The organism is Arenibacter sp. P308M17, from assembly GCF_003426735.1.
Classification (GTDB): Bacteria; Bacteroidota; Bacteroidia; order Flavobacteriales; family Flavobacteriaceae; genus Arenibacter.
In genome coordinates this window covers 211,189-231,383 of sequence record NZ_QVON01000008.1, presented here as the reverse complement: position 1 = coordinate 231,383, position 20,195 = coordinate 211,189, and the positions used below count along the sequence as shown (strand labels likewise).

General features: G+C 39.5%; 22 protein-coding genes. 10 read left to right on the top strand and 12 right to left on the bottom strand.

Annotated elements, in window-relative coordinates; translation table 11 throughout:
* Positions 1–123: 123 nt before the first annotated feature.
* The 7 genes from D0S24_RS18145 to D0S24_RS18110 all read right to left on the bottom strand — a co-directional run bounded on the left by D0S24_RS18145 (position 124) and on the right by D0S24_RS18110 (position 8,957).
* Positions 124–498, bottom strand: coding sequence for a VOC family protein (locus tag D0S24_RS18145; protein WP_117021237.1), 375 nt, complete (start codon positions 496–498; stop codon positions 124–126).
* Positions 499–1,084: 586 nt separating this feature from the next.
* Positions 1,085–1,729 (bottom strand): hypothetical protein, encoded by a 645-nt coding sequence (locus D0S24_RS18140; protein WP_117021236.1) that lies wholly within the window; start codon positions 1,727–1,729, stop codon positions 1,085–1,087.
* A 149-nt stretch (positions 1,730–1,878) separates the two neighbouring features.
* The gene (locus tag D0S24_RS18135; protein WP_117021235.1) at positions 1,879–2,574 is read right to left on the bottom strand and encodes a hypothetical protein; all 696 of its coding nucleotides are present in this window, start codon (positions 2,572–2,574) and stop codon (positions 1,879–1,881) included.
* Between the two features lie 398 nt (positions 2,575–2,972).
* A complete protein-coding gene (locus D0S24_RS18125) occupies positions 2,973–3,440 on the bottom strand; it encodes a type II secretion system protein GspG (RefSeq protein WP_117021233.1) in 468 nt (155 codons plus the stop codon).
* A 589-nt stretch (positions 3,441–4,029) separates the two neighbouring features.
* Positions 4,030–4,185: a hypothetical protein gene (locus D0S24_RS21190; RefSeq protein ID WP_181938133.1), complete on the bottom strand. Its 156-nt coding sequence runs from the start codon at positions 4,183–4,185 to the stop codon at positions 4,030–4,032.
* A gap of 1,195 nt (positions 4,186–5,380) precedes the next feature.
* Positions 5,381–6,802: an HmuY family protein gene (locus D0S24_RS18115; RefSeq protein ID WP_117021231.1), complete on the bottom strand. Its 1,422-nt coding sequence runs from the start codon at positions 6,800–6,802 to the stop codon at positions 5,381–5,383.
* 13 nt (positions 6,803–6,815) lie between these two features.
* Positions 6,816–8,957 carry a TonB-dependent siderophore receptor gene (locus D0S24_RS18110; protein ID WP_117021230.1) on the bottom strand — a complete coding sequence of 714 codons (2,142 nt, stop codon included), beginning with the start codon at positions 8,955–8,957 and terminating at the stop codon, positions 6,816–6,818.
* 92 nt (positions 8,958–9,049) lie between these two features.
* On the opposite strand from D0S24_RS18110, the gene D0S24_RS18105 reads away from it, so the two are divergent.
* The 7 genes from D0S24_RS18105 to D0S24_RS18075 all read left to right on the top strand — a co-directional run bounded on the left by D0S24_RS18105 (position 9,050) and on the right by D0S24_RS18075 (position 14,289).
* The gene (locus D0S24_RS18105) at positions 9,050–9,952 is read left to right on the top strand and encodes a DUF6607 family protein (protein ID WP_117021229.1); all 903 of its coding nucleotides are present in this window, start codon (positions 9,050–9,052) and stop codon (positions 9,950–9,952) included.
* 1 nt (position 9,953) lies between these two features.
* Positions 9,954–10,451 carry a DUF2271 domain-containing protein gene (locus tag D0S24_RS18100; protein ID WP_181938132.1) on the top strand — a complete coding sequence of 166 codons (498 nt, stop codon included), beginning with the start codon at positions 9,954–9,956 and terminating at the stop codon, positions 10,449–10,451.
* A gap of 138 nt (positions 10,452–10,589) precedes the next feature.
* Positions 10,590–10,943, top strand: coding sequence for a DUF6686 family protein (locus D0S24_RS18095; RefSeq protein ID WP_117021228.1), 354 nt, complete (start codon positions 10,590–10,592; stop codon positions 10,941–10,943).
* 104 nt (positions 10,944–11,047) lie between these two features.
* Positions 11,048–11,491: a Fur family transcriptional regulator gene (locus D0S24_RS18090; protein ID WP_117021227.1), complete on the top strand. Its 444-nt coding sequence runs from the start codon at positions 11,048–11,050 to the stop codon at positions 11,489–11,491.
* Positions 11,492–11,749: 258 nt separating this feature from the next.
* A complete protein-coding gene (locus tag D0S24_RS18085) occupies positions 11,750–12,502 on the top strand; it encodes an MlaE family ABC transporter permease (RefSeq protein WP_408912551.1) in 753 nt (250 codons plus the stop codon).
* Position 12,503: 1 nt separating this feature from the next.
* The gene (locus D0S24_RS18080) at positions 12,504–13,286 is read left to right on the top strand and encodes an ABC transporter ATP-binding protein (RefSeq protein ID WP_117021253.1); all 783 of its coding nucleotides are present in this window, start codon (positions 12,504–12,506) and stop codon (positions 13,284–13,286) included.
* A 4-nt stretch (positions 13,287–13,290) separates the two neighbouring features.
* Complete coding sequence (locus D0S24_RS18075) at positions 13,291–14,289, top strand: MlaD family protein (RefSeq protein ID WP_117021226.1); 999 nt, start codon at positions 13,291–13,293, stop codon at positions 14,287–14,289.
* 38 nt (positions 14,290–14,327) lie between these two features.
* Here D0S24_RS18075 and D0S24_RS18070 read toward each other — a convergent pair whose 3' ends face one another.
* From D0S24_RS18070 to D0S24_RS18060, 3 genes are read right to left on the bottom strand one after another with little or no spacing between them, the layout of a single operon-like run.
* Positions 14,328–15,545, bottom strand: a complete 1,218-nt coding sequence (locus D0S24_RS18070; protein ID WP_117021225.1) for a metallophosphoesterase — start codon at positions 15,543–15,545, stop codon at positions 14,328–14,330.
* Between the two features lie 14 nt (positions 15,546–15,559).
* Complete coding sequence (locus D0S24_RS18065; protein WP_117021224.1) at positions 15,560–16,156, bottom strand: CDP-alcohol phosphatidyltransferase family protein; 597 nt, start codon at positions 16,154–16,156, stop codon at positions 15,560–15,562.
* Positions 16,157–16,207: 51 nt separating this feature from the next.
* Positions 16,208–16,717, bottom strand: a complete 510-nt coding sequence (locus D0S24_RS18060; RefSeq protein WP_117021223.1) for a hypothetical protein — start codon at positions 16,715–16,717, stop codon at positions 16,208–16,210.
* A 330-nt stretch (positions 16,718–17,047) separates the two neighbouring features.
* Here D0S24_RS18060 and D0S24_RS18055 point away from each other — a divergent pair, with 330 nt between their 5' ends.
* Complete coding sequence (locus D0S24_RS18055) at positions 17,048–17,914, top strand: OmpA family protein (protein ID WP_117021222.1); 867 nt, start codon at positions 17,048–17,050, stop codon at positions 17,912–17,914.
* A gap of 69 nt (positions 17,915–17,983) precedes the next feature.
* Complete coding sequence (locus tag D0S24_RS18050) at positions 17,984–18,376, top strand: DUF302 domain-containing protein (protein ID WP_117021221.1); 393 nt, start codon at positions 17,984–17,986, stop codon at positions 18,374–18,376.
* A 3-nt stretch (positions 18,377–18,379) separates the two neighbouring features.
* Here the strand turns inward: D0S24_RS18050 and D0S24_RS18045 are convergent, their stop codons facing one another.
* Both D0S24_RS18045 and D0S24_RS18040 read right to left on the bottom strand, forming a co-directional pair.
* Positions 18,380–18,835 carry a DinB family protein gene (locus tag D0S24_RS18045; RefSeq protein WP_117021220.1) on the bottom strand — a complete coding sequence of 152 codons (456 nt, stop codon included), beginning with the start codon at positions 18,833–18,835 and terminating at the stop codon, positions 18,380–18,382.
* Between the two features lie 156 nt (positions 18,836–18,991).
* On the bottom strand, positions 18,992–19,261 hold the full coding sequence (locus D0S24_RS18040) for a hypothetical protein (RefSeq protein ID WP_117021219.1): 270 nt from the start codon (positions 19,259–19,261) through the stop codon (positions 18,992–18,994).
* A 219-nt stretch (positions 19,262–19,480) separates the two neighbouring features.
* Here D0S24_RS18040 and D0S24_RS18035 point away from each other — a divergent pair, with 219 nt between their 5' ends.
* The gene (locus tag D0S24_RS18035) at positions 19,481–20,194 is read left to right on the top strand and encodes an SDR family oxidoreductase (protein ID WP_117021218.1); all 714 of its coding nucleotides are present in this window, start codon (positions 19,481–19,483) and stop codon (positions 20,192–20,194) included.
* Position 20,195 lies beyond the last annotated feature (1 nt).

Below are 20,195 nucleotides of genomic sequence, written 5' to 3'. Positions count from 1 at the left end.
CAAACACAAAAAAGAAGGCTTTCCCCATAGGGAGGAACCGGATCCGTCAACAAGATATTCAGCCCTGGCCTATCGGCGGGCCGAATACTTAGTTATTGGCGGTTCGTTGTTTTTCCATTCAAATTATTTTGGTTCTTTTTTTTGTACATTGAATACTGTTCCTGCTGGGTCTTGTATCCAATGCATATTTTTTGGAAGTTCTTCAAGTTCGTCACAAGTTTCTACTCCGTTTGATTGTAAATAGTTTCTCGCTTCTTCTACGTCTGGAACTGTAAGCTGTAACCAAGTTTCTGAATGTGTATAGTTGTCTACACAGTCTAACCATATGATATTGTTTCCGAACTTTACTTCGTGTGTTCTCGAAACGGTTGGATTATCAATGGGCTTTTCTTCGACTTCCAGCTTCAGAATATCCCTGTAGAAAGTAACCGTTTTTTCATATTTATTTTTAGGAATCTTTATTGCAATGTTAATTCCTGCTTCAAATTTTGTATTCATACTTATCTATTTTATGCTTTTTGCTTTTCGCGTTAGTGCTAGTTACAATGACCGCCAACGATTGCTGTATGATCATTGATCATATATCTTTTATATAGGTCCAATGTAACAAATAAATTTTGTTGTTTAACTAGAGCTGGAATTGTACGATACCTATTGTACAACGTCTGGAGGGAATGACGGTGTTGGTCTCGGTTTTGCACTACCCAAGTGTCTAGTCAACGTTTAAATGACGGGTAAGGAATGATGGGTCTTGAGTTGGGCCAAGGCGCAAAAAACGAGCATAGCCGTAGCTACGTAAGGATTTTTGCAACGCAGGAGCGGCTCAAGAGACACTTTAAATTACCCGTAGGTTTAGGCTTGACTGGACACTAACTATTTATTTTGGATCCTTTTTATTTCTTCCAATTTAGGGATTTTTGGTTAGTGCTGGAGGATTTTATTTTTTTCCTGATGTGGCACAGATTAAAACGGGCAGGGTGGCATTAATAACCGGAATAGATTATGAATTGGCAGTCCACATGTAATGGGAAAATGGGATCCGGGTTTAGTCAACACGGTCTTCATGTTTGGCTCCCGTGTAAGCCTAAAAAAAGGGTAAGCCTACATCCGGTTGATATTTATATGGGTTTTCAAATTCAGTTTTTCCATCGTGATATATTAAAAACTCCACTTTATTTTCTTTAAATTCTAACGTCTCAATTTTATTGATTCCAGTCACGCAAGAGTTATTTCCAACGTATTGTAGTTTGTCCAAAATTCCGAATTCTGATTTTGTAATCACTAAACTTTCTCCACAAGCAAAAAATCCGCCAACTCGGACTTCCACGTTGTATTTTTCATTAATTTCAGACTTTGCCATTGGTGGTTGAAAAGGAAGAGCTATTAAATAAAAAAAGACAAATCCCATTTCCCAAACCAGACTTAAAATTCCAAAAACAAACACTGGTATTGTCAAAATCCCGCTCAAAATTTTGGTTAGATTTTTTTTAGTCAACCCGAAAAGTAATATTGTCGACAGTAAGAAAGTCAGTCCGATTATTGTAGATGTATATTTTCCTTTTAGCCTGAAATCGAAAATCAAAAGTAAAACACAGATTAAAATTCCGATTAAAGAGTAAAACGAAACTTTTTTAATAACCCTTTCCAATTTAGGAAAGTCAGGTTTTGTCAAAATCAGCACTAAACTAATTCCTAAAAAAATTGTTATTATAACTGAAAATGTCGTCATTTCTCAAATGTGTGGCTAACGGCCCTGGCTATGGCAAGTGCGGGAATTATAAGTCGCTTTCTTGTAAACCAACCGTAAATATTTAAATGTAATATCTTCATTTTTAGCAGTCAGCTCGTATTTGCTATAGCCGATGTTGTACAGAGTACTTACTTTTCCGTGTCTATTAACCAAGGATAAGTAAATTCCGTTGCTTTTGCTAATTCCTTTTTTAATTTTTCTCGGTCTAATTCCAATTCAGAATATTCTGCTCGTTCATAGAGTAGGTTATAAGCTGATTGATGAAGTCCGTATTTCTTTAATGTATAAAAATCCGATTTCGCTTTCTTCGAATTCAGATTGTCATTGTCAAATTCAATTTTCAATAAGTCGATCAAAGTGTCATTTACAAACTGATTTTCATAATTCAGTCGTTTTTTGTCCGATTTGAAAGAGTTAAATTCTCGGATTATTACATAAACGATTGAGTCATTTTTCTCCGCTTTTCTGCGATTCCAGAATTCAGCGTAATATTTGGTTTGCATTTCGGGTTTGTTATAAGTCAGTTGTAAGCTATCCAAAACATTCTCAAAATTCCGTTTAATATAAATTCCATTAGCTATGAATAAATTCTCACTTTTATAAATTCCGTTCTCAAGTTTTTCGTAACCAAATTTCTTAAATGTTTCGTGAATCATTTTTAGATTTTCAGGTTTCCTTATCCATTTACTTTTTGTCCAATCAGAGTGATTTAATCCGAAAAATGAAGTTTGAGTTTCTACATAAAATTCCGCCTCTTTTTTTTCTTTACTAACGCAAGAAACGAGTAATAAAATCAGAATATTTAATGTTAGCAGTTTGTTCATTCGTATGTTGTACAACGGTTAAGCTATGATTAGTTGCGGTGTGAAATCCGACAGGATTTCGGCCCGCACACTAAACATACTAAATATGCGCGGATTTTCCGAAGGGAAATCCGTCCGCAATTAATTATAGGAGTTGTTGTAGCACGTTTTTATTTATTCAATCGTTTTTTATTTTCTCTCTAATTAGCATAAAACTCAGAAATATAAAAATGCATATCCCGACTGTCAATAATCCGTATTGCAGTAATCCTGTAAAAACAAGTGTAATAAATCCATGGTAGCGAAAATTTCTCGATTTTTTAAATAGTTCATTTATTACGTTATAATTTTCCATTACGAAATAACAGACAATACAGACTAAACTAATTAGATATAGTCTTACAATCTTAAAATTTCTGTTATTTCGATTTAATGTCATCCTCCGTTTTAAATTTCCCGTCAGAACCAGCAGACGTTATTAAAAATCCTTTTCCGTTTTCCGTTATCTTAAATTCATATTCTCTATTCCAAGCGTCTTTTTTCCAACCTTGTCTTAAAGGACTATTTCCAATTAAATCATTCAGTTCTGTTGGGTATTTTCCGAACTTTTGATTCCAATTCTCCATTCTATCGCTTATTTCAGCTATTTCTTTTTTAGTTTTATCAGGGTAGATAGATTTTCTTTGATAACCAAAAAACACAAATGAGCTTATACTTATAACTACTAAAAGCGAAATGACCATTATGGAACTCGGTTGCAGGAGGTATTTTTGAATAGGTCTTTTCGTACCGTCTTCTTTCTCTTTTTTACTTATTCGTTTTCGATGTTTATAATCCTCACGAATTAGTCCGAATTCTGCTAAAGTCGAAAGTATTAATTCAAGCATTTAGTTGGTTTTGGTAAATGTGCTACAACCAATTGAATATGATCATTGATCATATATCTTTTATATAGGTCCAATGTAACAAATAAATTTTGTTGTTTAACTAGAGCTGGAATTGTACGATACCTATTATACAACGTCTGGAGGAAATGACGGTGTTGGTCTAGGTTTCGAGCTACCCTAGTGTCAAGTCAACGTTTAAATGACGGGTAAGGAATGATGGATCTTGAGCTGGGCCAAGGCGCAAAAAACGCACATAGCCGTAGCTACGTAAGGATTTTTGCAACGCAGGAGCGGCTCAAGAGACACATTAAATTACCCGTAGGTTTAGGCTTGACTGGACACTAACTATTTATTTTGGATCCTTTTTATTTCTTACCAATTTAGGGATTTTTGGTTAATATATGCAAAGTCTTGGAACAAGAGTGGCATTTGAGACTGCCTTATGGCGGATTGTGTGTGTGTGTTTTGGTTAGGGTTTGGTGAGCGCAAAGGCGGGAGACTTTGCGCAACGGTTATTTTTTATCTGGTCAAGGCGCAAAAAACGCACATAGCCTTAGCTAAGTAAGGATTTAGGTAATAACCTGTATAGCTATTTTAGGAGGGTCTCCTCCCCTCCTTGGAGGGGATTGAGGGGTGGGTAATCCATAGTTACTCCATAGATGGTCCATAGATACTCCATAGATAGTCCATAGATGGTCCATAGATAGTCCATAGATGGTCCATAGTTACTCCATAGATACTCCATAGTTACTCCATAGTTACTCCATAGTTACTCCATAGATACTCCATAGATACTCCATAGATAGTCCATAGATGGTCCATAGATACTCCATAGATAGTCCATAGTTAGTCCATATATGAAATGAGCATGACCAAAATTTGGTCGCAAACTCAAATGAAGATATGCGAATTACATATGACCGCTAAAAAACAATAAATATCTACATATGAAAATAGGCAAGATCCACCCCTTTTTGGCGCACTAAAATAGCTCCGTTTCAAGGCACTTTTTACGGATCAAGAATAATTCTTGTGTTTTTTTGGAAACAATGGAGTGGAACTTATGATCAAATTATTCTTTCATTTTACTCAATTGGTTTTTATTGTTTTTTATCGGTTTTCGTGAATCCTCGATTTCTTTGCTAGTCCAAAGAAACCGACGTAGGAGGTTCATGAATACCTTATTATAAATTAGACAGACAATGAATAAAACGAAACCGCAGGTTCATGAATTCATATTTATGAAAATAACCAACGATGAGCTAAACAAACCTGCCGGCCGGTAGGCGGGAGAAAAGACCCTTCTTCTCCAATACGGAAGAAGAACAACCCAACATCGGGCCTTGCAGGCAATTTTCAAAAGGAATATGATAACGGCCAAAGGTTGACGGAACCAAGGAACGGCCTATTTTCAATTTCGTCTTAAATCAAGTGGTTTCCACATTGGCCAGGGGTAGCCGTCCAAAGAGCATTTCACCCAAGTGAAAGCGGTCTGGACGGTGTGGCCGTGGAAAGTGCGTGGATTTAAAGAAATTTAAAATCAGCCTAGCGTTTTTTGGTTCGTTTTTTGGGCGATGCAAAAAATGAACAGGACACGAATTTGGGATACAAGATTCCATCTTTTTCCTATTCACACACAACAATTATTCCTGATCCGCATTAGATTAGGGTTTGGTGAGCGCAAAGGCTGGAGACTTTGCGCAACGGTTTTTGATCAATATATGCAAAGGCAGGCCCACGCCAAAAGGATTTTTTTGTAAACTCGTTCCCTGAACCCTCCGTCCCGCCATGGGCGGGACTAAAGCAATCTTGTTATTGATTAACAATAGAAAATGGAATTACAGGTTTTTTGAAAAAAAAGGGATACTCTCTCTTAGAAAATACCCCCTATCAAACTCAAAAATTATATTGGTTGTAAAATTTCGGCAATGGCCCTTATTTTATAAAAGCTCAAATTCAAATTTGGGAAACCCTCTTACACCACTTTCATTGAGAAGCGCAGTAAACCTAATTTTGTAAATATTCCCGTCCGTATCCTTTAAAATATAGAATACTCCATCTTTTAAGGAAGGCAATGTACTTGGACCGCCACCGTTTCGCCAGCCACTGCCAATGGCACGTTGATCACTTGAAAAGGAGACCTCATCAACATCGGCCACCGTAAAATCGGCATATGTTTTTGTACTTGTTTCTACCATATAGGCCTCAACACCGGAAAGATGGTTGGTCGTAATAAAGTCGGCATAGCCGTAAGAACCATTTCCAGGGATTTCGTTGGTAAATACAGTGAAGTTCAAATCCCATTTATCGCTATTGGGCTGTACTGTGGCCGTTTCGCCGGTCACTAAATTTAGGAAATTGAAATGCGCTGCATCCGCTGATTTTGAAATAGTTACCTCAGTGTGTTCCGTGGCATCTAAATCGGCATATTGTACTAGGTAGTCGTTTCCACTTCTCAAAATCCTTATTTTTTTCCATCCCCTAGCCGATCCACTTAATGAAACACTTCCAGTAGTCGGGGTTTCGGTACCAACCTCAAATCCTAAATTTGCCAAGTAAACGTTGTTCTCCCCAGCAGTAGCGGAAATCTGTGCGATAGCGGTATTTCCCAGATCGCCAGCAACACCATCTATATATGCCGTATTGGCAGGGTCAAAGGTGCCCACTGCAACCTGGGGCTGTAGTTCTACCACATCTGCAGAGGTTACGGCATCTATGTCGGTAGCGTCCAATTCGGCTACGGCCATAAATATGGAACCATTAATGATAACCTTAAAATCATCCCCATTGTAAAAGCCCAAATCCCAACTTGCCCTATTCGAAGCGGTTTGGGACAGGGAGCTAAGGTCAACAAAAACTTGGTTGTCCTGGTTAGGGCCACCTACTTCGGGGGAAATGCTGCCCATGACCGCAGCAGATTCCGTAAAGCTAACTTTGGAGGTCGTATTGCCGCTTGCAACAGCATTCGGAACACTAATGGCGGATATGGAAAAATTTACCGCTTTTGGAGCCCCTTCAATGGCATCCTGTAATTTGTGGAAGGTAAAGGATGCATTTGGGACGCCTTTGGTAAAAGCTACCGTTAGGGAACCGGATTCGCCCGAAGGTGCGGTGGTAAAATCTCCATCGGTTCCGTAATCTGCATTTTCGGTAGTGTAGGTAATATGTACGGTACCATCCTCGGGCGCAACCGTTGAGAAGACAAGTTTAATTTGTTTTTCCGATTCAATAGTGGAAAAGCTGAGTGACGGATTTTCAAAGGCCACTACAAAATTCTCAGGAACTGCTCCGTCGTCATCACTGCTGCAACTTGTGGCAACAAATAGGGAGGCCATCAATACATAAATAATAGGATTTTTCATAAAAATGATTTTTTTAAATTGTTAGATGATATAATAGTTTTAGAAAAAAAGATTTGCCATAGCCAAGGAGAATGCCATTGTTGGCATTTGTATGGACTCCAGTGCCGCCACTGGCCTGGGTATGGAGACGGGTAACGTTGAGTAGATTTCTGGCCCCTAGGGTGAGATGGATTTTTTGGTTTAAGAATGTTTTTTTAACAGAGGCATCCATCCATCCATAACCCTCTTGTTTAATCCGCATAAAAGTGGTTTCCTCTTGGGTATTATCCAATTGAAACTGGTATTCCGGGCCAATATATTTGTAGAACAAGGATAAGGTGGTATTGATTTTAGGAAAAGAATACGCCACGCTGGTGTTGGCCTGGATCGCATACAAATAGTCGTCGTCATAGGCACCTTGACTTTCCATTACCTTGCTCTGACCGGAGAAGGACAGGCCTAGGTTCAATTGTAGATTTTGGTGTGTAAGGGAATTGGAAAACGAAAGCCCCCAAGTGCTATAGGCATCTATATTGTTGTACTGATAGGCTAACGGGCTTTGGTTTACTACGGTAACTTCAATTCTGTCGTCTACATTCAGAAACCATGTAGAAAACTTGCTGTCCATTCTAGATGAATCATTATGGAGCCAGAACGATTTTTTAAGATGTAGAAAGGTAGAAAAGCCTCTTTCGGGCTTAATGTTACTGTTTCCACGAAGGTCGTGGTTAACATCCACGAAATAGGTGAAAAGCTCATCGTAATTAGGGTTTCTAGGCGATGTGCCCACTACCGCCCTTAGTTGGTATCCGCCATCAAAAACATATCGGGTGCTTAAGGAGTAGCTCGCTTGGGGGTCAAAATGGGAAGAAAACAAAACCCTGCTGCCTGGTTGGAAGGAAAATTTAGGCCCAAAGGCGATTTCTGCCGTCGTAAAAACATCATAGGATTCCAGGCGCCGCTCTATGGGGTTCCCGTCAAAGGACCCGGCAAGGTTGGAGGCATGGCCATTGATATTGCTAATTTCGTATCCTAATTGAAAATCAATATTCTTCGTGTTAAAAAAATTAGTGAACGTACCTCTGGAATAGAACCCTTTTCTGGATTCGTATTCCTGCTTGTCCACATCAAACTTTTCCCTGTTTTTTATACGGTAATTGTATTGTTCTATGTTTCGTTTCTGCTGTTGGTGCGAAGCGGAAATGTCGTAATCGATTTTCTTAAAAAGTGTGCCAGCAAAATTTAAATGATGGTATAAGCGGTTAGAAGTAAAGATTTCATCGGTCGCAGTAGGGTTGGTGGTCTGGGTAGAGGAATTATAGTTCTCGCGTACTATGGAGTCGTACCGTTCTATACGTTCATCAAAGTATTCAAATCGGTAAAAAGCTTGAAAATTATCGGAATGGTATCGTAAAAGGGCCTTGCCCGAATATTGTTGCTTAGGCAACCATTCAAAGCCCCGTTTACCATCGTTCAGCTCATAGTACCTCCCCTCTTTATCGATTAGATGCCCTGTAAAATCATTGCTTGTAAACCCCCCGCCAATATACCACTTGGGAGTTATTCGATGGGCCAGATGTAACGATTGTATATGTCTTCCCTGATCAAAAAGGCCATATTCCTTACCAATGGTCTCTTCTTGCAAGTAGGGGGTAATCTCCCATTTATGGTCGGTATTTTTTTTGGTAATGATATTGATGATGCCGGAAACCGCATCGGATCCGTATTGTACCCCCATAGCCCCTTCCACGATTTCTATCTGTTCAATGTCGTCAAGGTTTATTTGGGTAAGATCCGTATTGTTCCCTAGCCCCTCATCGTTTATTAGAGGAATATTGTCTACAAGAATCTTAAAATACTGTCCATCCAAGCCAAAAAGCTTGACATTACTTTTTCCAGAGGAAGGATTGGGCTGTATGTTAATGTTCAGGGATTGGTTCAACACATCCGCCAAGGTGTTCCCGGCCAATAATTTTATCGTTTCCTGAGAAATTACCTTTACCTCGAACACAGACTTGTCAACGCTCTTTTTATTGATCTGGGCCGTGACCACCACTTCGTCCAATTTCCTTACCGCTATAGAGTCTTGCAACTCCCTGTCCACTTCTTGACCCATAAGGGTCACCCCTAAAAAAAGGAACAAATAGACGGTTACATTATTTTTATTTAGATTCATTAAGAATAAATTATGGACAAATATATTTCTTATTTTTAATCAATCTAAATAAAAATACTATTTTTGTAAAAAATTAATCTAACACCTACATAATGAAAAACACCATTTACATACTACCCTTCCTCATAGCGGGCCTTCTTTCTGCCCAGAACAAAAAAACACAGGATGCCGAAGCCATTAAGAAAATGTGTGGCTGCTTTGAAGTGACCTTCAATTTTGCCGAAACCTTTAATTATAGTCAGGATTCACTATACAAACCTTCAGAAACCAAATTGGACAAAGGCCTTGAATGGGCCCAACTGGTTACCGATGAAAAAAATAAAGTGGTCATACAGCATATTCTACAAGTGGGAAATCCGGCAGAACCTTATATTGTAAAGCACTGGCGCCAGGATTGGTTATATGGGAACCAGGATTTGTATATATACCAAGGGGATAACCAATGGGATTACGTGCAAAAACCGAAAAAGGAAGTAGAGGGACAATGGACACAAAAAGTGTACCAGGTAGATGACAGCCCCAGATATGAAGGCTCTGCCAGTTGGGTACACGTAGATGGGAAAAGCTATTGGGAAAACACTACCCCGGCTCCCTTGGCCCGTCGTGAATATACTACCCGTAGCGATTACAATGTTCTGGTGCGCGGCAATAGACATGAAATTACCGAATTTGGATGGATTCATGACCAGGATAACGACAAACTGGTACGTACCAAAAATGCCGAAGATTTCCTGTTGGCCAAAGAAAAAGGATACAACGTATACAAACGTGTGGACGATGTCCGTTGCCAGGCCGCGGCAGATTGGTGGAAGGAACACCAAGCAAAATGGGCAACCGTTCGCAACAAATGGGAAGAGGTCTTTGCCCGAAAGAAAGATTTGGCGTTAAAGGAAAAGGTAGATAATAAAGTACTGTACAAGCACTTATTTGATGATACCATTACCCAGGCCCAAGAGATAGATCCCATCATCGAGTCCTTTGTAATAAAGCCTTAAGATGCCATTTAATAGAAATCCGATCCTATTCCCTGCCCTGGCCATAACCATTATGTTAAGCCTATTCGCTTTTACAACTATAAATGAAAGGACCCCGGTAAAATGCATGATCCAAATGGTAAATTATACCGGGGAAGGAGCCTATCTGGTCGTTTCGCTTATTAATCCTGCCGGGGATTATGAGGAAACGCTTTATGTACAGGGCAAGGACCCGCAATGGTATAGCGAGATTAGCGGCTGGTGGCAGTTTTATGGTAGGCGAAGGCCCAATATCGATGCCATTTCCGGCGAGACCATTTCCGGTGGGGAACGTTCCTTGAGTATCATCAATATTCCTACCCATAAAATAGATAGGGGATATGGGCTCCGGTTTGAAACCGCCGTAGAGGACCAGGAATATTATAAGATAGATGCCCAGATCGACCTGACAACAGAAAACCTAAAGGCCCAAATAGAGGGCAAGGGATGGATACGCTATATTAGAATGATGCCCCAGTAGCAGTATAGGTTAACTACCTTATTATTATGCGGTGCGCCTCCCTAAAAAGGAAACAGCTTGTTCTTAAGACCCTTGATGAAATGAAGACTGAAGTATTTGACCGCCCCTTGATGGACGGCTACCAAAACTAATGAAACTATGTGTCACAATATCAATACCTTATCTAAAAATTGCCACGGACAACTGGATTATTGCTCCCATTGCAATGTTTTTCAGTTACACTTCAATAATATTTATATTGAATTTACGCAGCGGGAATTAAAGGCCTTTCAAAAATTTGTTGTTGAAATTGATATAGAATACTGGAAAGCATGTTGTGGAAGGGCCTACCATAAACGCAAAATCCCGATACAGACCGTACAACAAAATTTGGTGCTAATGTTCGACCAACAAGAGTTAAACTCACTAAAAGACATTATCTTTCAGCATGCCCCAAAACCAAATATCCCCATTTCCGTATCGGAAATAGATTATAATACCTATTTAAATTAGTGTTAAGTTAACCGTGAAATGACAAAACATCCTTAACATAACACCAGTCCACATTTACAAAAAATATAAAGTTTTATAAAAATAATAATCCAAAACAATAAGCCATGGCCTGTGAAAGTAGTCTAATAATTACCAAAGGAGTTTTCAAGGCATTTCTTGAAGAAAATGGTCACCGAAAAACTCCAGAGCGATATGCCATTCTGGAAGAAGTCTATAATGCAGACCGACATTTGGATATTGATTCCCTCTATATTTTAATGAAAAATAAGAATTATAGGGTAAGTCGGGCCACCCTTTACAACACCATGGAGCTTCTATTGGAATGCCGTTTGGTACGCAAACATCAGTTTGGCAACAAGGTGGCCTATTACGAAAAATCCCTTTTTAAGAGCGGGCACGATCATGTTATATTAACGGATACCGGTGAGATACTAGAATTTAGTGACCCGCGTATCGAATCCATCAAGGAGACCATTGAAGATGTGTTCAATATAAAAATAGATAAACATTCCCTCTTTTTCTACGGAGAAAAGATCCAAAAATCGTAACCCCCTCCTAACAAGGTTAATTAAGGCTATTTTACAATAAAGGAAGTGGCAGGGCAGGGACTTGAGATGGGTTGGCTTTGAGCAGTAAGCAATTGGCACAAATAGGATTTCACTGCCCCCTGCCCTATGCCAACTATGGTCACACCCTTCCATATGACATTCCTCATTTTAGACCCTTTTCATTCATGCTATCTTTGATGAAATAGTCCCTTTCAAAGGGATATGGGTATGGGCAACACATCTACATTATTTAAAGGGATGAAAGAATTTTTTATGGAGATTGGGGATCTCTCCCATTTTGCTGCCCGATTTTTTAAGGAAGTCTTAAAACCTCCATTCGAGTTTAAGGAACTAATGCGCCAATGTTATCAAATGGGAAATAGGTCCCTGACACTGGTAACGGTAACCGGCTTTATCATTGGCCTGGTGCTTACCTTGCAATCCAGGCCCACCCTGATTCAATTTGGAGCAGTCTCCTGGATGCCCAACATGGTCGGAATATCCATTGTAAGGGAAATAGGGCCTGTAATTACGGCCCTGATCTGTGCAGGCCGAATTGCATCGGGGATAGGGGCCGAATTAGGATCCATGCGGGTTACTGAACAAATTGATGCCATGGAAGTCTCCGGGACCAACCCCTTTAAGTATTTGGTAATAACCCGGATAATGGCGACCACTTTAATGCTCCCTATTTTGGTAATATATGGGGATTTGGTCGCTCTTTATGGATCGGCACTGGTAGAGAATCTAAAAGGAGGTGTTTCCTTTCAACTTTACTTTAATACGGTCTTCGATGCCTTGTCCTTTAGTGACCTGGTACCGGCCACCATAAAATCGTTCTTTTTTGGCTTTGCAATAGGATTGGTAGGCTGCTATAAAGGCTATTATTCAAAAAAAGGAACTGCGGGTGTAGGGGTGGCCGCCAATACCGCAGTAGTAATGGCATCCTTACTTCTGTTTGTAATAGATTTTATAGCCGTATTTATATCCGATATTTTTTATGAGCTTTAATATGACAGACCCGGACCAAATAACAAATTTCAGCGAATATGCCCAACACGGGAAGGCGGTAATAGAAATCAAAGACCTTTATAAAAGTTTTGGGGACAACCTTGTCCTAAACGGATTCAACATGACACTGCAGGAAGGGGAAAATCTGGTGGTCATGGGGAAATCGGGCTCCGGGAAATCCGTAATGATCAAATGCCTTGTTGGCTTGGAAAAGCCCGATAGCGGAACGGTTAAGGTTCTGGGCAAGGAAATCAACTCCTTGGACCAACAAACACTGGACGAACTGCGTTCGGATATCGGATTTCTTTTTCAGGGTAGCGCGCTATACGATTCCATGACGGTACGCGAAAATTTGGAATTTCCCATGCGAAGGCACAAAGAAAAATTGGGAGAGGTTACAAATACCGAACCGCTGGTACGGGAAGCCCTAGAAAATGTTGGCTTGGCACACACCATAGATCTAATGCCTGAAGAATTGTCCGGGGGTATGAAAAGAAGGGTAGCCCTGGCACGTACCCTAATACTAAAACCAAAGGTAATCCTCTATGACGAACCTACCAGCGGCCTGGACCCCATTACTTCCAAAGAGATTATAGAACTTATGCGTTCCATACAAAAAAAATACGGCACATCTTCACTGATCATAACCCATGATGTGGATTGTGCCCGAGTAATTTCCGAACGGATGATACTCTTGGTAGACGGCATAAATTATGCCGAAGGCACCTATTCGCAATTATCACAATCTACCGATCCAAAAGTGGAGGCGTTTTTTAAAAAATAATATTATGGCAAAGACAAAATTAGAAAATTTGAAACTCGGAATATTCGTCGTCCTCGGTACGGCCCTACTTGTGGTAGCGACCTATCTAATAGGAAACAGACAGAATATGTTTGGAAAGACCATACCCATAAGTGCCATCTTTAAGAATGCCAACGGACTTCAAAATGGGAATAATGTTCGCTTTTCAGGTATAAAAGTAGGCACAGTGAACAAAATTGAAATGATCAACGATACTACCATTCGTGTGCATATGATCATAGAGGAAAAAGTGAAAAATCACATTAAAAAAGATGCCGTTGCCACTATAGGTTCCGATGGCCTGGTGGGCAGTATGCTCATCAATATTGTTCCGGGTGAAGGAAAATCCGCCCACATTGAGCTAGGCGACGAATTACAATCCTTTAGCCGGGTGGCTACCCAAGATATGCTGAACACCCTTAACCAAACCAATGAAAATGCGGCTTTGTTGACACAGGACCTGCTAAAGGTAACAAGATCGTTGACCCAGGGCAAAGGCACTTTTGGCAGATTGCTGAACGACTCCCTAATGGCCAAGGATCTGCACCAAACCATTGCGAATCTGAAACATACCAGTAGTGAAGCCAACAAAATGATCGTTCAAATAAACCAAATTGTAAAACAGCTCGATTTTGAGAATAGCGCTACAGGAGTTCTCCTAAAGGACTCTATTTCCGGCAATAAAATGAGGAATGTAATTTCGCATCTAGAAAACTCCAGCCTTGAGATCGAAAAAATGTCCATGAACTTAAATGCGGTCATCGGGGATATTAAAACAGGGAAGGGGGCCATTAACTATTTGGCCACAGACACCGTACTGGTACGGCAGCTGGAAACCAGTATGGAAAACGTTACGGAAGGAGTAAAAAATTTCAATGAAGTGACGGAAGCCTTAAAACATAATTTCCTCACCCGCCGCTACTTCAAAAAGAAGGAAAAAGAGAAAAAAATGGAGTTGGAAAAAATTGATGAACAAACCCCTTAAAACCAGTTATGGCCTGGGCATAGATAAAAAATGGTTCCCTATTCATTTTCAAGTGCTATTAAGGTAATTTCCGGACGCATGCCCAAGCGGCCTGGAAATCCCATCCACCCTAATCCTCTGGTTACATAAAGATATTGTAGGCCCACCTGGTATAATCCTGCCCAATGTTCGTATTTATATTTTATGGGACTCCATGCCTTATTCTTAATGTTGATCCCCGCCTGCATTCCATGGGTATGCCCTGAGAGCGTAAGGGCTATATTGGTCTTGTGCACCACTTCCTCCTTCCAATGCGAGGGATCGTGCGACAATAAAATTTTAAACCCGATACCATCCACTTCCTGTAGGGATTTTTGAAGGTCCCCATATTGCTTAAAAGGTGGGTTCCCCCAGTTTTCCACTCCCACAATGGCAATTTTATCACCATTTATTTCAATACATTCAGCTTCATTCAACAAAAGCTTAAACCCTATTTGGGCATGAAAATCTTTAATCTCCTCAAAATTGCCCTTTCTCTCTTCTTCCGATTCCCATTTACTGTAATCCCCATAATCATGATTTCCCAAAACCGAATATTTTCCCTGTTGGGCGGTCAGGGTCTTAAGCACATCCCCCCAGCCATTTAATTCCCATGCATAATTATTGACCAAATCGCCGGTAAAAAAAATAAAATCGGGGTTTAAACTATTTATGGTTTTGATGGCACGCTCTAATATATGATAGCGATAATTGAAACTGCCCAGATGAAGATCGGATATTTGAACTAGGCGCAATCCGTTAAAATTTTGGGGAAGCAAATCGGATTTTATAACAACTTGATGTACCTTAAATCTGTAAACTGCCCTAAATACGGCATACACAATAACGAAAAATGGTAAAAACCCAAAAAAAACGCCCACTAAAGGAATGATCAATAAGGATTTCTCACCTCTGATCAAAAAATTTGAGAAATAAAGTATGGAAACAACTACTACAAAGATCAGTTTGGGAATAAATGAAGAAACCGTTAATCCATATAAGGAAGAAATAAGTAGTTGCTTTCTATAGGGCGATATGCTTTCCAATCTAATCTTCAGCACCATAATAGAAATAATGAGTCCAATGGTAAAAAACCAAAAAGCGACATAAATAATGTTCTTAATATTGGAAGAGGCAATAGGCTCCATGATAGATGTAAGCCAATAGAAGGCCAAGGAATCTATAAATAAAATGGCCAAACATAAAAGGACTATGGCAAAAAAAGTGTAGGTTCGCATTACAGGGGTTTTTGCTACTGGTCATTGTTATTCACAAGCCGTCTTTTATCCTTTAACGCCCAGAAATAACCTTTTACATCCTCTACCCAGTTATCATACATAAAGATAAGTGTAATTTCTTCAACTGTTTCCAAAACTCCCAAAACGATCATTGTATAAAACAACCAATATACCGGTCCAAAAAATAACAACCATAAAACAAATATCCCCTGGGCAACGGCAGATAGTTTGGCCAAATAGGTGTGAAAGGCCGTTGCTTTACCATATTTGGCAAAAGCAATGGACATCTGAATCGAGTAAGGGACAAAGGCAATAATAATAAGAATAAGGTTATCCCTAATAAAAGTATTTTCAAAAAAGAACAGACCTATCAACCCAATAATAAGGGTCAATTGATCCCCTATAGAATCCAATTGAGATCCCCTGGCACTTGAAATTTTTAACCTTCTTGCCAAAAACCCGTCTATGGCATCGGTAGCATAACTTATAAGGAGCATCCAACTAAACCATTCGCGTTCCCCGTACCAAATTAGACCAAGTAATAAGGGTACGGCCATAATTCGATAAAAGGAAAACCAGTCGGCAATATTAAAGTTTTTAAAATTATACATAACTATTCATCAGCATTTCATATCCTATGATCATAAACCCTATCCCAACATTTATAACTTTAATAACGGGTTCAATTTTTTAATTATTTTCCCCACATACTTGGGAGTCTCGTCCAAAATAGATTCTCCGGTAAAAGCATCCACTCCCTCCATTTTGTAGGAGCCTTCCCCTGATGTAGTCAGGACAACCATCTTGTCCCTATATTCAATGGTCCTGTCCATAAACGATTTAACCACTGAAGGTGGCTTCCAATTTTCCCAAGTGTGGATTATCAATAAAGCATCGTAATTACCAGGGTCTACATCCACCAGTGCGGATACATCCACTACCTTGATATATACCGACTCCTTCTTGTAATAATCCACAATGGCGGTAGTGATCCTATTTTTAAATTCACTTCCCTGTGTGGCCAAAAGCAATTTGGAGTTTTCCCTAGAGGAATTTACCTCGTACTCCTGGACATTGTCCATCGCAAATTCATTTTGATACCAAAGCATAAACACCAATAAGGCCACTACAATCGATAAAAACACAAGAAGTATCTTTTTAAACTTTTTCATAGAATCCCCTCTTTTAAATTACTGCCGGTAGGAAAGGAAAATACAAGTCCATATATCCCTTGTGTCCTGTCTTGCTTTGTGGACAACACTTATAATTCCCTATAAGGACTATAAAACTATACCTTAACCGTATACCACACTATGACCATTGTCAGTTATGAGATCAACCAAAATAATATAAATCAAAAAAAGTAGCTCGAGTAGGTGTAGAAGGGATACCCATATCCAAAAATTTAAAGGTGCCGCCCTTCATGATATTTATCATTGGGCACCTTCCTAATTATGCCTTTCTTTATGGAGCAACTAATATAATATAATAAACATTGTAGCATGAGGACACATTATCTTTATATATTGGTGCTTACACTTCTTACTTCCTGTGTAGGCCAAAAAAAATATACCGCTATGCAGGGCCGCGCGGTAAATTGTGAAAATGAATTGAATAGCAGTAAGAACCAAATTAATTTACTGGAAGTAGGATTGGCCAATGAGAAAAACAGATCGAAATCCTTGGAGCAACAAATGGAATACTTCAAAAGTACCAATACGGATCTTTTGGCCCGACTTTCCGATTTGTCCGTAGTAAGTAAATCGGGAGCGGAAAGTATTAAAAAATCTTTGGAAGCCCTAAACGAGCAGAATAAATATATAAAGGACCTTACCAGCTCCATACAGCGGAAAGACTCTATAAATCTAGTATTGGTCATGAACCTAAAACGATCCTTGGACAATTTTGAGGACGAGGACATAAACATTGAAGTGAAAAAGGGAGTGGTCTATGTCTCTATTTCGGACAAGATGCTTTTCCGTTCTGGAAGTTACAACATAAGCAATAGGGCAGAAGAAGTCATTGGTAAAATTGCCAAGATCATCAATGACCATAAGGAACTGGATATTTTAGTAGAGGGACATACCGATAATGTCCCCATTTCTACGGACTGTATTACGGATAACTGGGATTTAAGTGTAAAAAGAGCAACCTCAATTGTTAGGTTAATGCAAACTAAATTTGCCGTTCTACCCATAAGAATGACCGCTGGGGGAAGATCCGAATACCTTCCCAAGGCAGCCAATACAATCGCAGAAGGCCGAGCAATTAACCGCAGGACAGAAATTATTATTTTACCCAAACTGGATCAATTCTTTGAATTATTAGAACCCCCGACCTCAATGGTTGAGGGCCAGAGCAAAGGATAAAGAACCGAAAAGGCAACATGGCAATATGGCTTCCCTTGTAAGAAACTAAAAACACATTAATAATTTTATATGGAATACTATTTTAATAAAACAATAGGAAATATATCTTTCGACAAAGCCATTGAAAAAACTAAATTGGCACTGCAGGAAGAGGGCTTTGGAGTTCTGACGGAAATAGATATGAAAGCTACCCTAAAGAAGAAATTGGGTGTAGATTTCTATAATTATATGGTTTTGGGTGCCTGCAACGCCCCCTTTGCACATAAGGCCTTACAGGCCGAAGATAAAATTGGCACCATGTTGCCCTGCAATGTAATAGTAATGGAAAAGGAACCCGGTCTTGTGGAAATTGCTGCTGTAAACCCTATGGCGTCCATGCAAGCGGTAATTAATTTGGATTTAATGAATATTGCGGATGAAGTAGGCCAGAAATTAAAAAGAGTGGTAGAAAAGATCCATTGATCGTTAAGCCCCATACTTTTTTATGATGACCATTTGCCCGGAATGGTGTATGGTGTGCGATACAATTCTTCCAAATGCCTCCGCCTTTGTCCTGGTACCGAATTCTTTGGTGGTAACCGTAGCCTCCCAATCTTCTTCTTGTTGTTTTTCTATTACGGACCTAAGTGTTTGATAAGAATACTCTACATATTCCAATAGTTCGGCAAGATTGGTCCACTCCCCTGTATCCTTTTGCGCAATGACCGTTTTTGCAATTACCTTTACCTCCCGTACACCAAAAACGTTCTTGGCAAAAAGTAATTCCACATCGCCAATATGCCTAATAAGAAAGCCTATACTGTTGGGTGCCGGCAATAATTTCTTGCTTAGATCTCCCTGCGTTATATTGGATAATTGGTTGGTGAACCGAGTTCTAGCCTCTTCCCACATATCAAGGAACAATTGTGTTTTGGATTTCATACAAAATTAAATTTAGGCATTACAATATTAATACTAAAATGGAAAGGTTTGGGATGATGTTCCGGCACATCCGTTTAAGGTGCAAAGCATAAAGGAATACATAATTCTCAAACTTTTAGACATTCAGTTTTGCTTTTAAAAATAAATAAGGAATAATTAGGCAAAGGCGGTTTCACCACCACCATCCCCTTGCAAATTGGGACTTAAGGGGGAAAGGAATTTAATGTACCTGATGGGATAACCAATTCTCCAAAGTTCTTGTTTAACCTGTTCCAAAGCTATTGGGCTATAGTATAGAAAAATAAGTCTTCCTGTGTCGACCTCAAGGTCTATTACCCTAATATCCATAATGCGACTAAGATTACGAAGAATCATCGTCTTATCATTATTAGAAATTAGATTGCCCATTTTTGCTATAGCTTTCATGAAGTTAGGATTATTATAGATTCCTATCAATACTAAAATACAGCTGAAAATTGTCCTTCAAAATGATACAGATCAGTTAGCATGTATTTTGCGACATATATGCTAAATTATATAAAGGTTTCTCTAAAAGGCCTTTAATATTGGGGTTTAAGAAAACTATAACGTCTACTTCTTTATTTTCTGCCCTTATAATTATAATTTCACTAAAAACTAAAAAGCATGAATAATCTAAAAAATAAAGTAGCCTATATTAGTGGTGGCTCCAAGGGAATAGGATTTGGTATAGCATCCACATTATTGAAAGCGGGAATGAAAGTGGCCATTAGTAGCAGGCTATTGGAGAATGCCCAAAAAGCGGCCAAAGAACTTGGCCCTGAAAACATGGTGCTTGCCGTTGTCTCGGATGTTTCAAAACTTGAGGACGAACAAGCGGCGGTCAAAAAGATTTTGGACAAGTGGGGAAAATTGGATGTGATGGTAGCCAATGCAGGAGTTGGACATTTTGCCCCCATAGATCAAATATCCGATACGCTATGGCATGAGATGGTAAACACCAACCTAAACGGAGTGTTTCATTCTCTAAAAGCTTCGGTAGATGCCCTTAAGAAATCCAAGGGGTATTATATTACTGTGGCAAGTTTGGCCGGAACCAATTTCTTTGCAAATGGGGCGGGCTATAATGCCACCAAGTTTGGGGTAGTAGGTTTTACCCAGGCTGCCATGTTGGACCTAAGACCGTATGACATTAAAGTGTCTACCATAATGCCAGGGTCTGTTGCCACTAATTTTAATGGTCATGAACCTTCCAAAGAGGATGCCTGGAAAATACAACCTGAAGATATTGGAGAGTTGGTCCTAGACCTCCTGAATATGAACCCAAGGACCTTGCCCAGCAAGATTGAGGTAAGACCTACACGACCCGATAAAAAATAAG

Coding starts and splice junctions, on each gene's coding strand:
- D0S24_RS18070 (WP_117021225.1), bottom strand. CDS start 15,545: ATGCGAACCTACACTTTTTTTGCCATAGTCCTTTTATGTTTGGCCATT.
- D0S24_RS18080 (WP_117021253.1), top strand. CDS start 12,504: ATGACAGACCCGGACCAAATAACAAATTTCAGCGAATATGCCCAACAC.
- D0S24_RS18075 (WP_117021226.1), top strand. CDS start 13,291: ATGGCAAAGACAAAATTAGAAAATTTGAAACTCGGAATATTCGTCGTC.
- D0S24_RS18105 (WP_117021229.1), top strand. CDS start 9,050: ATGAAAAACACCATTTACATACTACCCTTCCTCATAGCGGGCCTTCTT.
- D0S24_RS18035 (WP_117021218.1), top strand. CDS start 19,481: ATGAATAATCTAAAAAATAAAGTAGCCTATATTAGTGGTGGCTCCAAG.
- D0S24_RS18125 (WP_117021233.1), bottom strand. CDS start 3,440: ATGCTTGAATTAATACTTTCGACTTTAGCAGAATTCGGACTAATTCGT.
- D0S24_RS18095 (WP_117021228.1), top strand. CDS start 10,590: ATGTGTCACAATATCAATACCTTATCTAAAAATTGCCACGGACAACTG.
- D0S24_RS18045 (WP_117021220.1), bottom strand. CDS start 18,835: ATGAAATCCAAAACACAATTGTTCCTTGATATGTGGGAAGAGGCTAGA.
- D0S24_RS18100 (WP_181938132.1), top strand. CDS start 9,954: ATGCCATTTAATAGAAATCCGATCCTATTCCCTGCCCTGGCCATAACC.
- D0S24_RS18060 (WP_117021223.1), bottom strand. CDS start 16,717: ATGAAAAAGTTTAAAAAGATACTTCTTGTGTTTTTATCGATTGTAGTG.
- D0S24_RS18145 (WP_117021237.1), bottom strand. CDS start 498: ATGAATACAAAATTTGAAGCAGGAATTAACATTGCAATAAAGATTCCT.
- D0S24_RS18110 (WP_117021230.1), bottom strand. CDS start 8,957: ATGAATCTAAATAAAAATAATGTAACCGTCTATTTGTTCCTTTTTTTA.
- D0S24_RS18135 (WP_117021235.1), bottom strand. CDS start 2,574: ATGAACAAACTGCTAACATTAAATATTCTGATTTTATTACTCGTTTCT.
- D0S24_RS18065 (WP_117021224.1), bottom strand. CDS start 16,156: ATGTATAATTTTAAAAACTTTAATATTGCCGACTGGTTTTCCTTTTAT.
- D0S24_RS18050 (WP_117021221.1), top strand. CDS start 17,984: ATGGAATACTATTTTAATAAAACAATAGGAAATATATCTTTCGACAAA.
- D0S24_RS18090 (WP_117021227.1), top strand. CDS start 11,048: ATGGCCTGTGAAAGTAGTCTAATAATTACCAAAGGAGTTTTCAAGGCA.
- D0S24_RS18115 (WP_117021231.1), bottom strand. CDS start 6,802: ATGAAAAATCCTATTATTTATGTATTGATGGCCTCCCTATTTGTTGCC.
- D0S24_RS18085 (WP_408912551.1), top strand. CDS start 11,750: ATGAAAGAATTTTTTATGGAGATTGGGGATCTCTCCCATTTTGCTGCC.
- D0S24_RS18040 (WP_117021219.1), bottom strand. CDS start 19,261: ATGAAAGCTATAGCAAAAATGGGCAATCTAATTTCTAATAATGATAAG.
- D0S24_RS18140 (WP_117021236.1), bottom strand. CDS start 1,729: ATGACGACATTTTCAGTTATAATAACAATTTTTTTAGGAATTAGTTTA.
- D0S24_RS21190 (WP_181938133.1), bottom strand. CDS start 4,185: ATGGAGTATCTATGGAGTAACTATGGACCATCTATGGACTATCTATGG.
- D0S24_RS18055 (WP_117021222.1), top strand. CDS start 17,048: ATGAGGACACATTATCTTTATATATTGGTGCTTACACTTCTTACTTCC.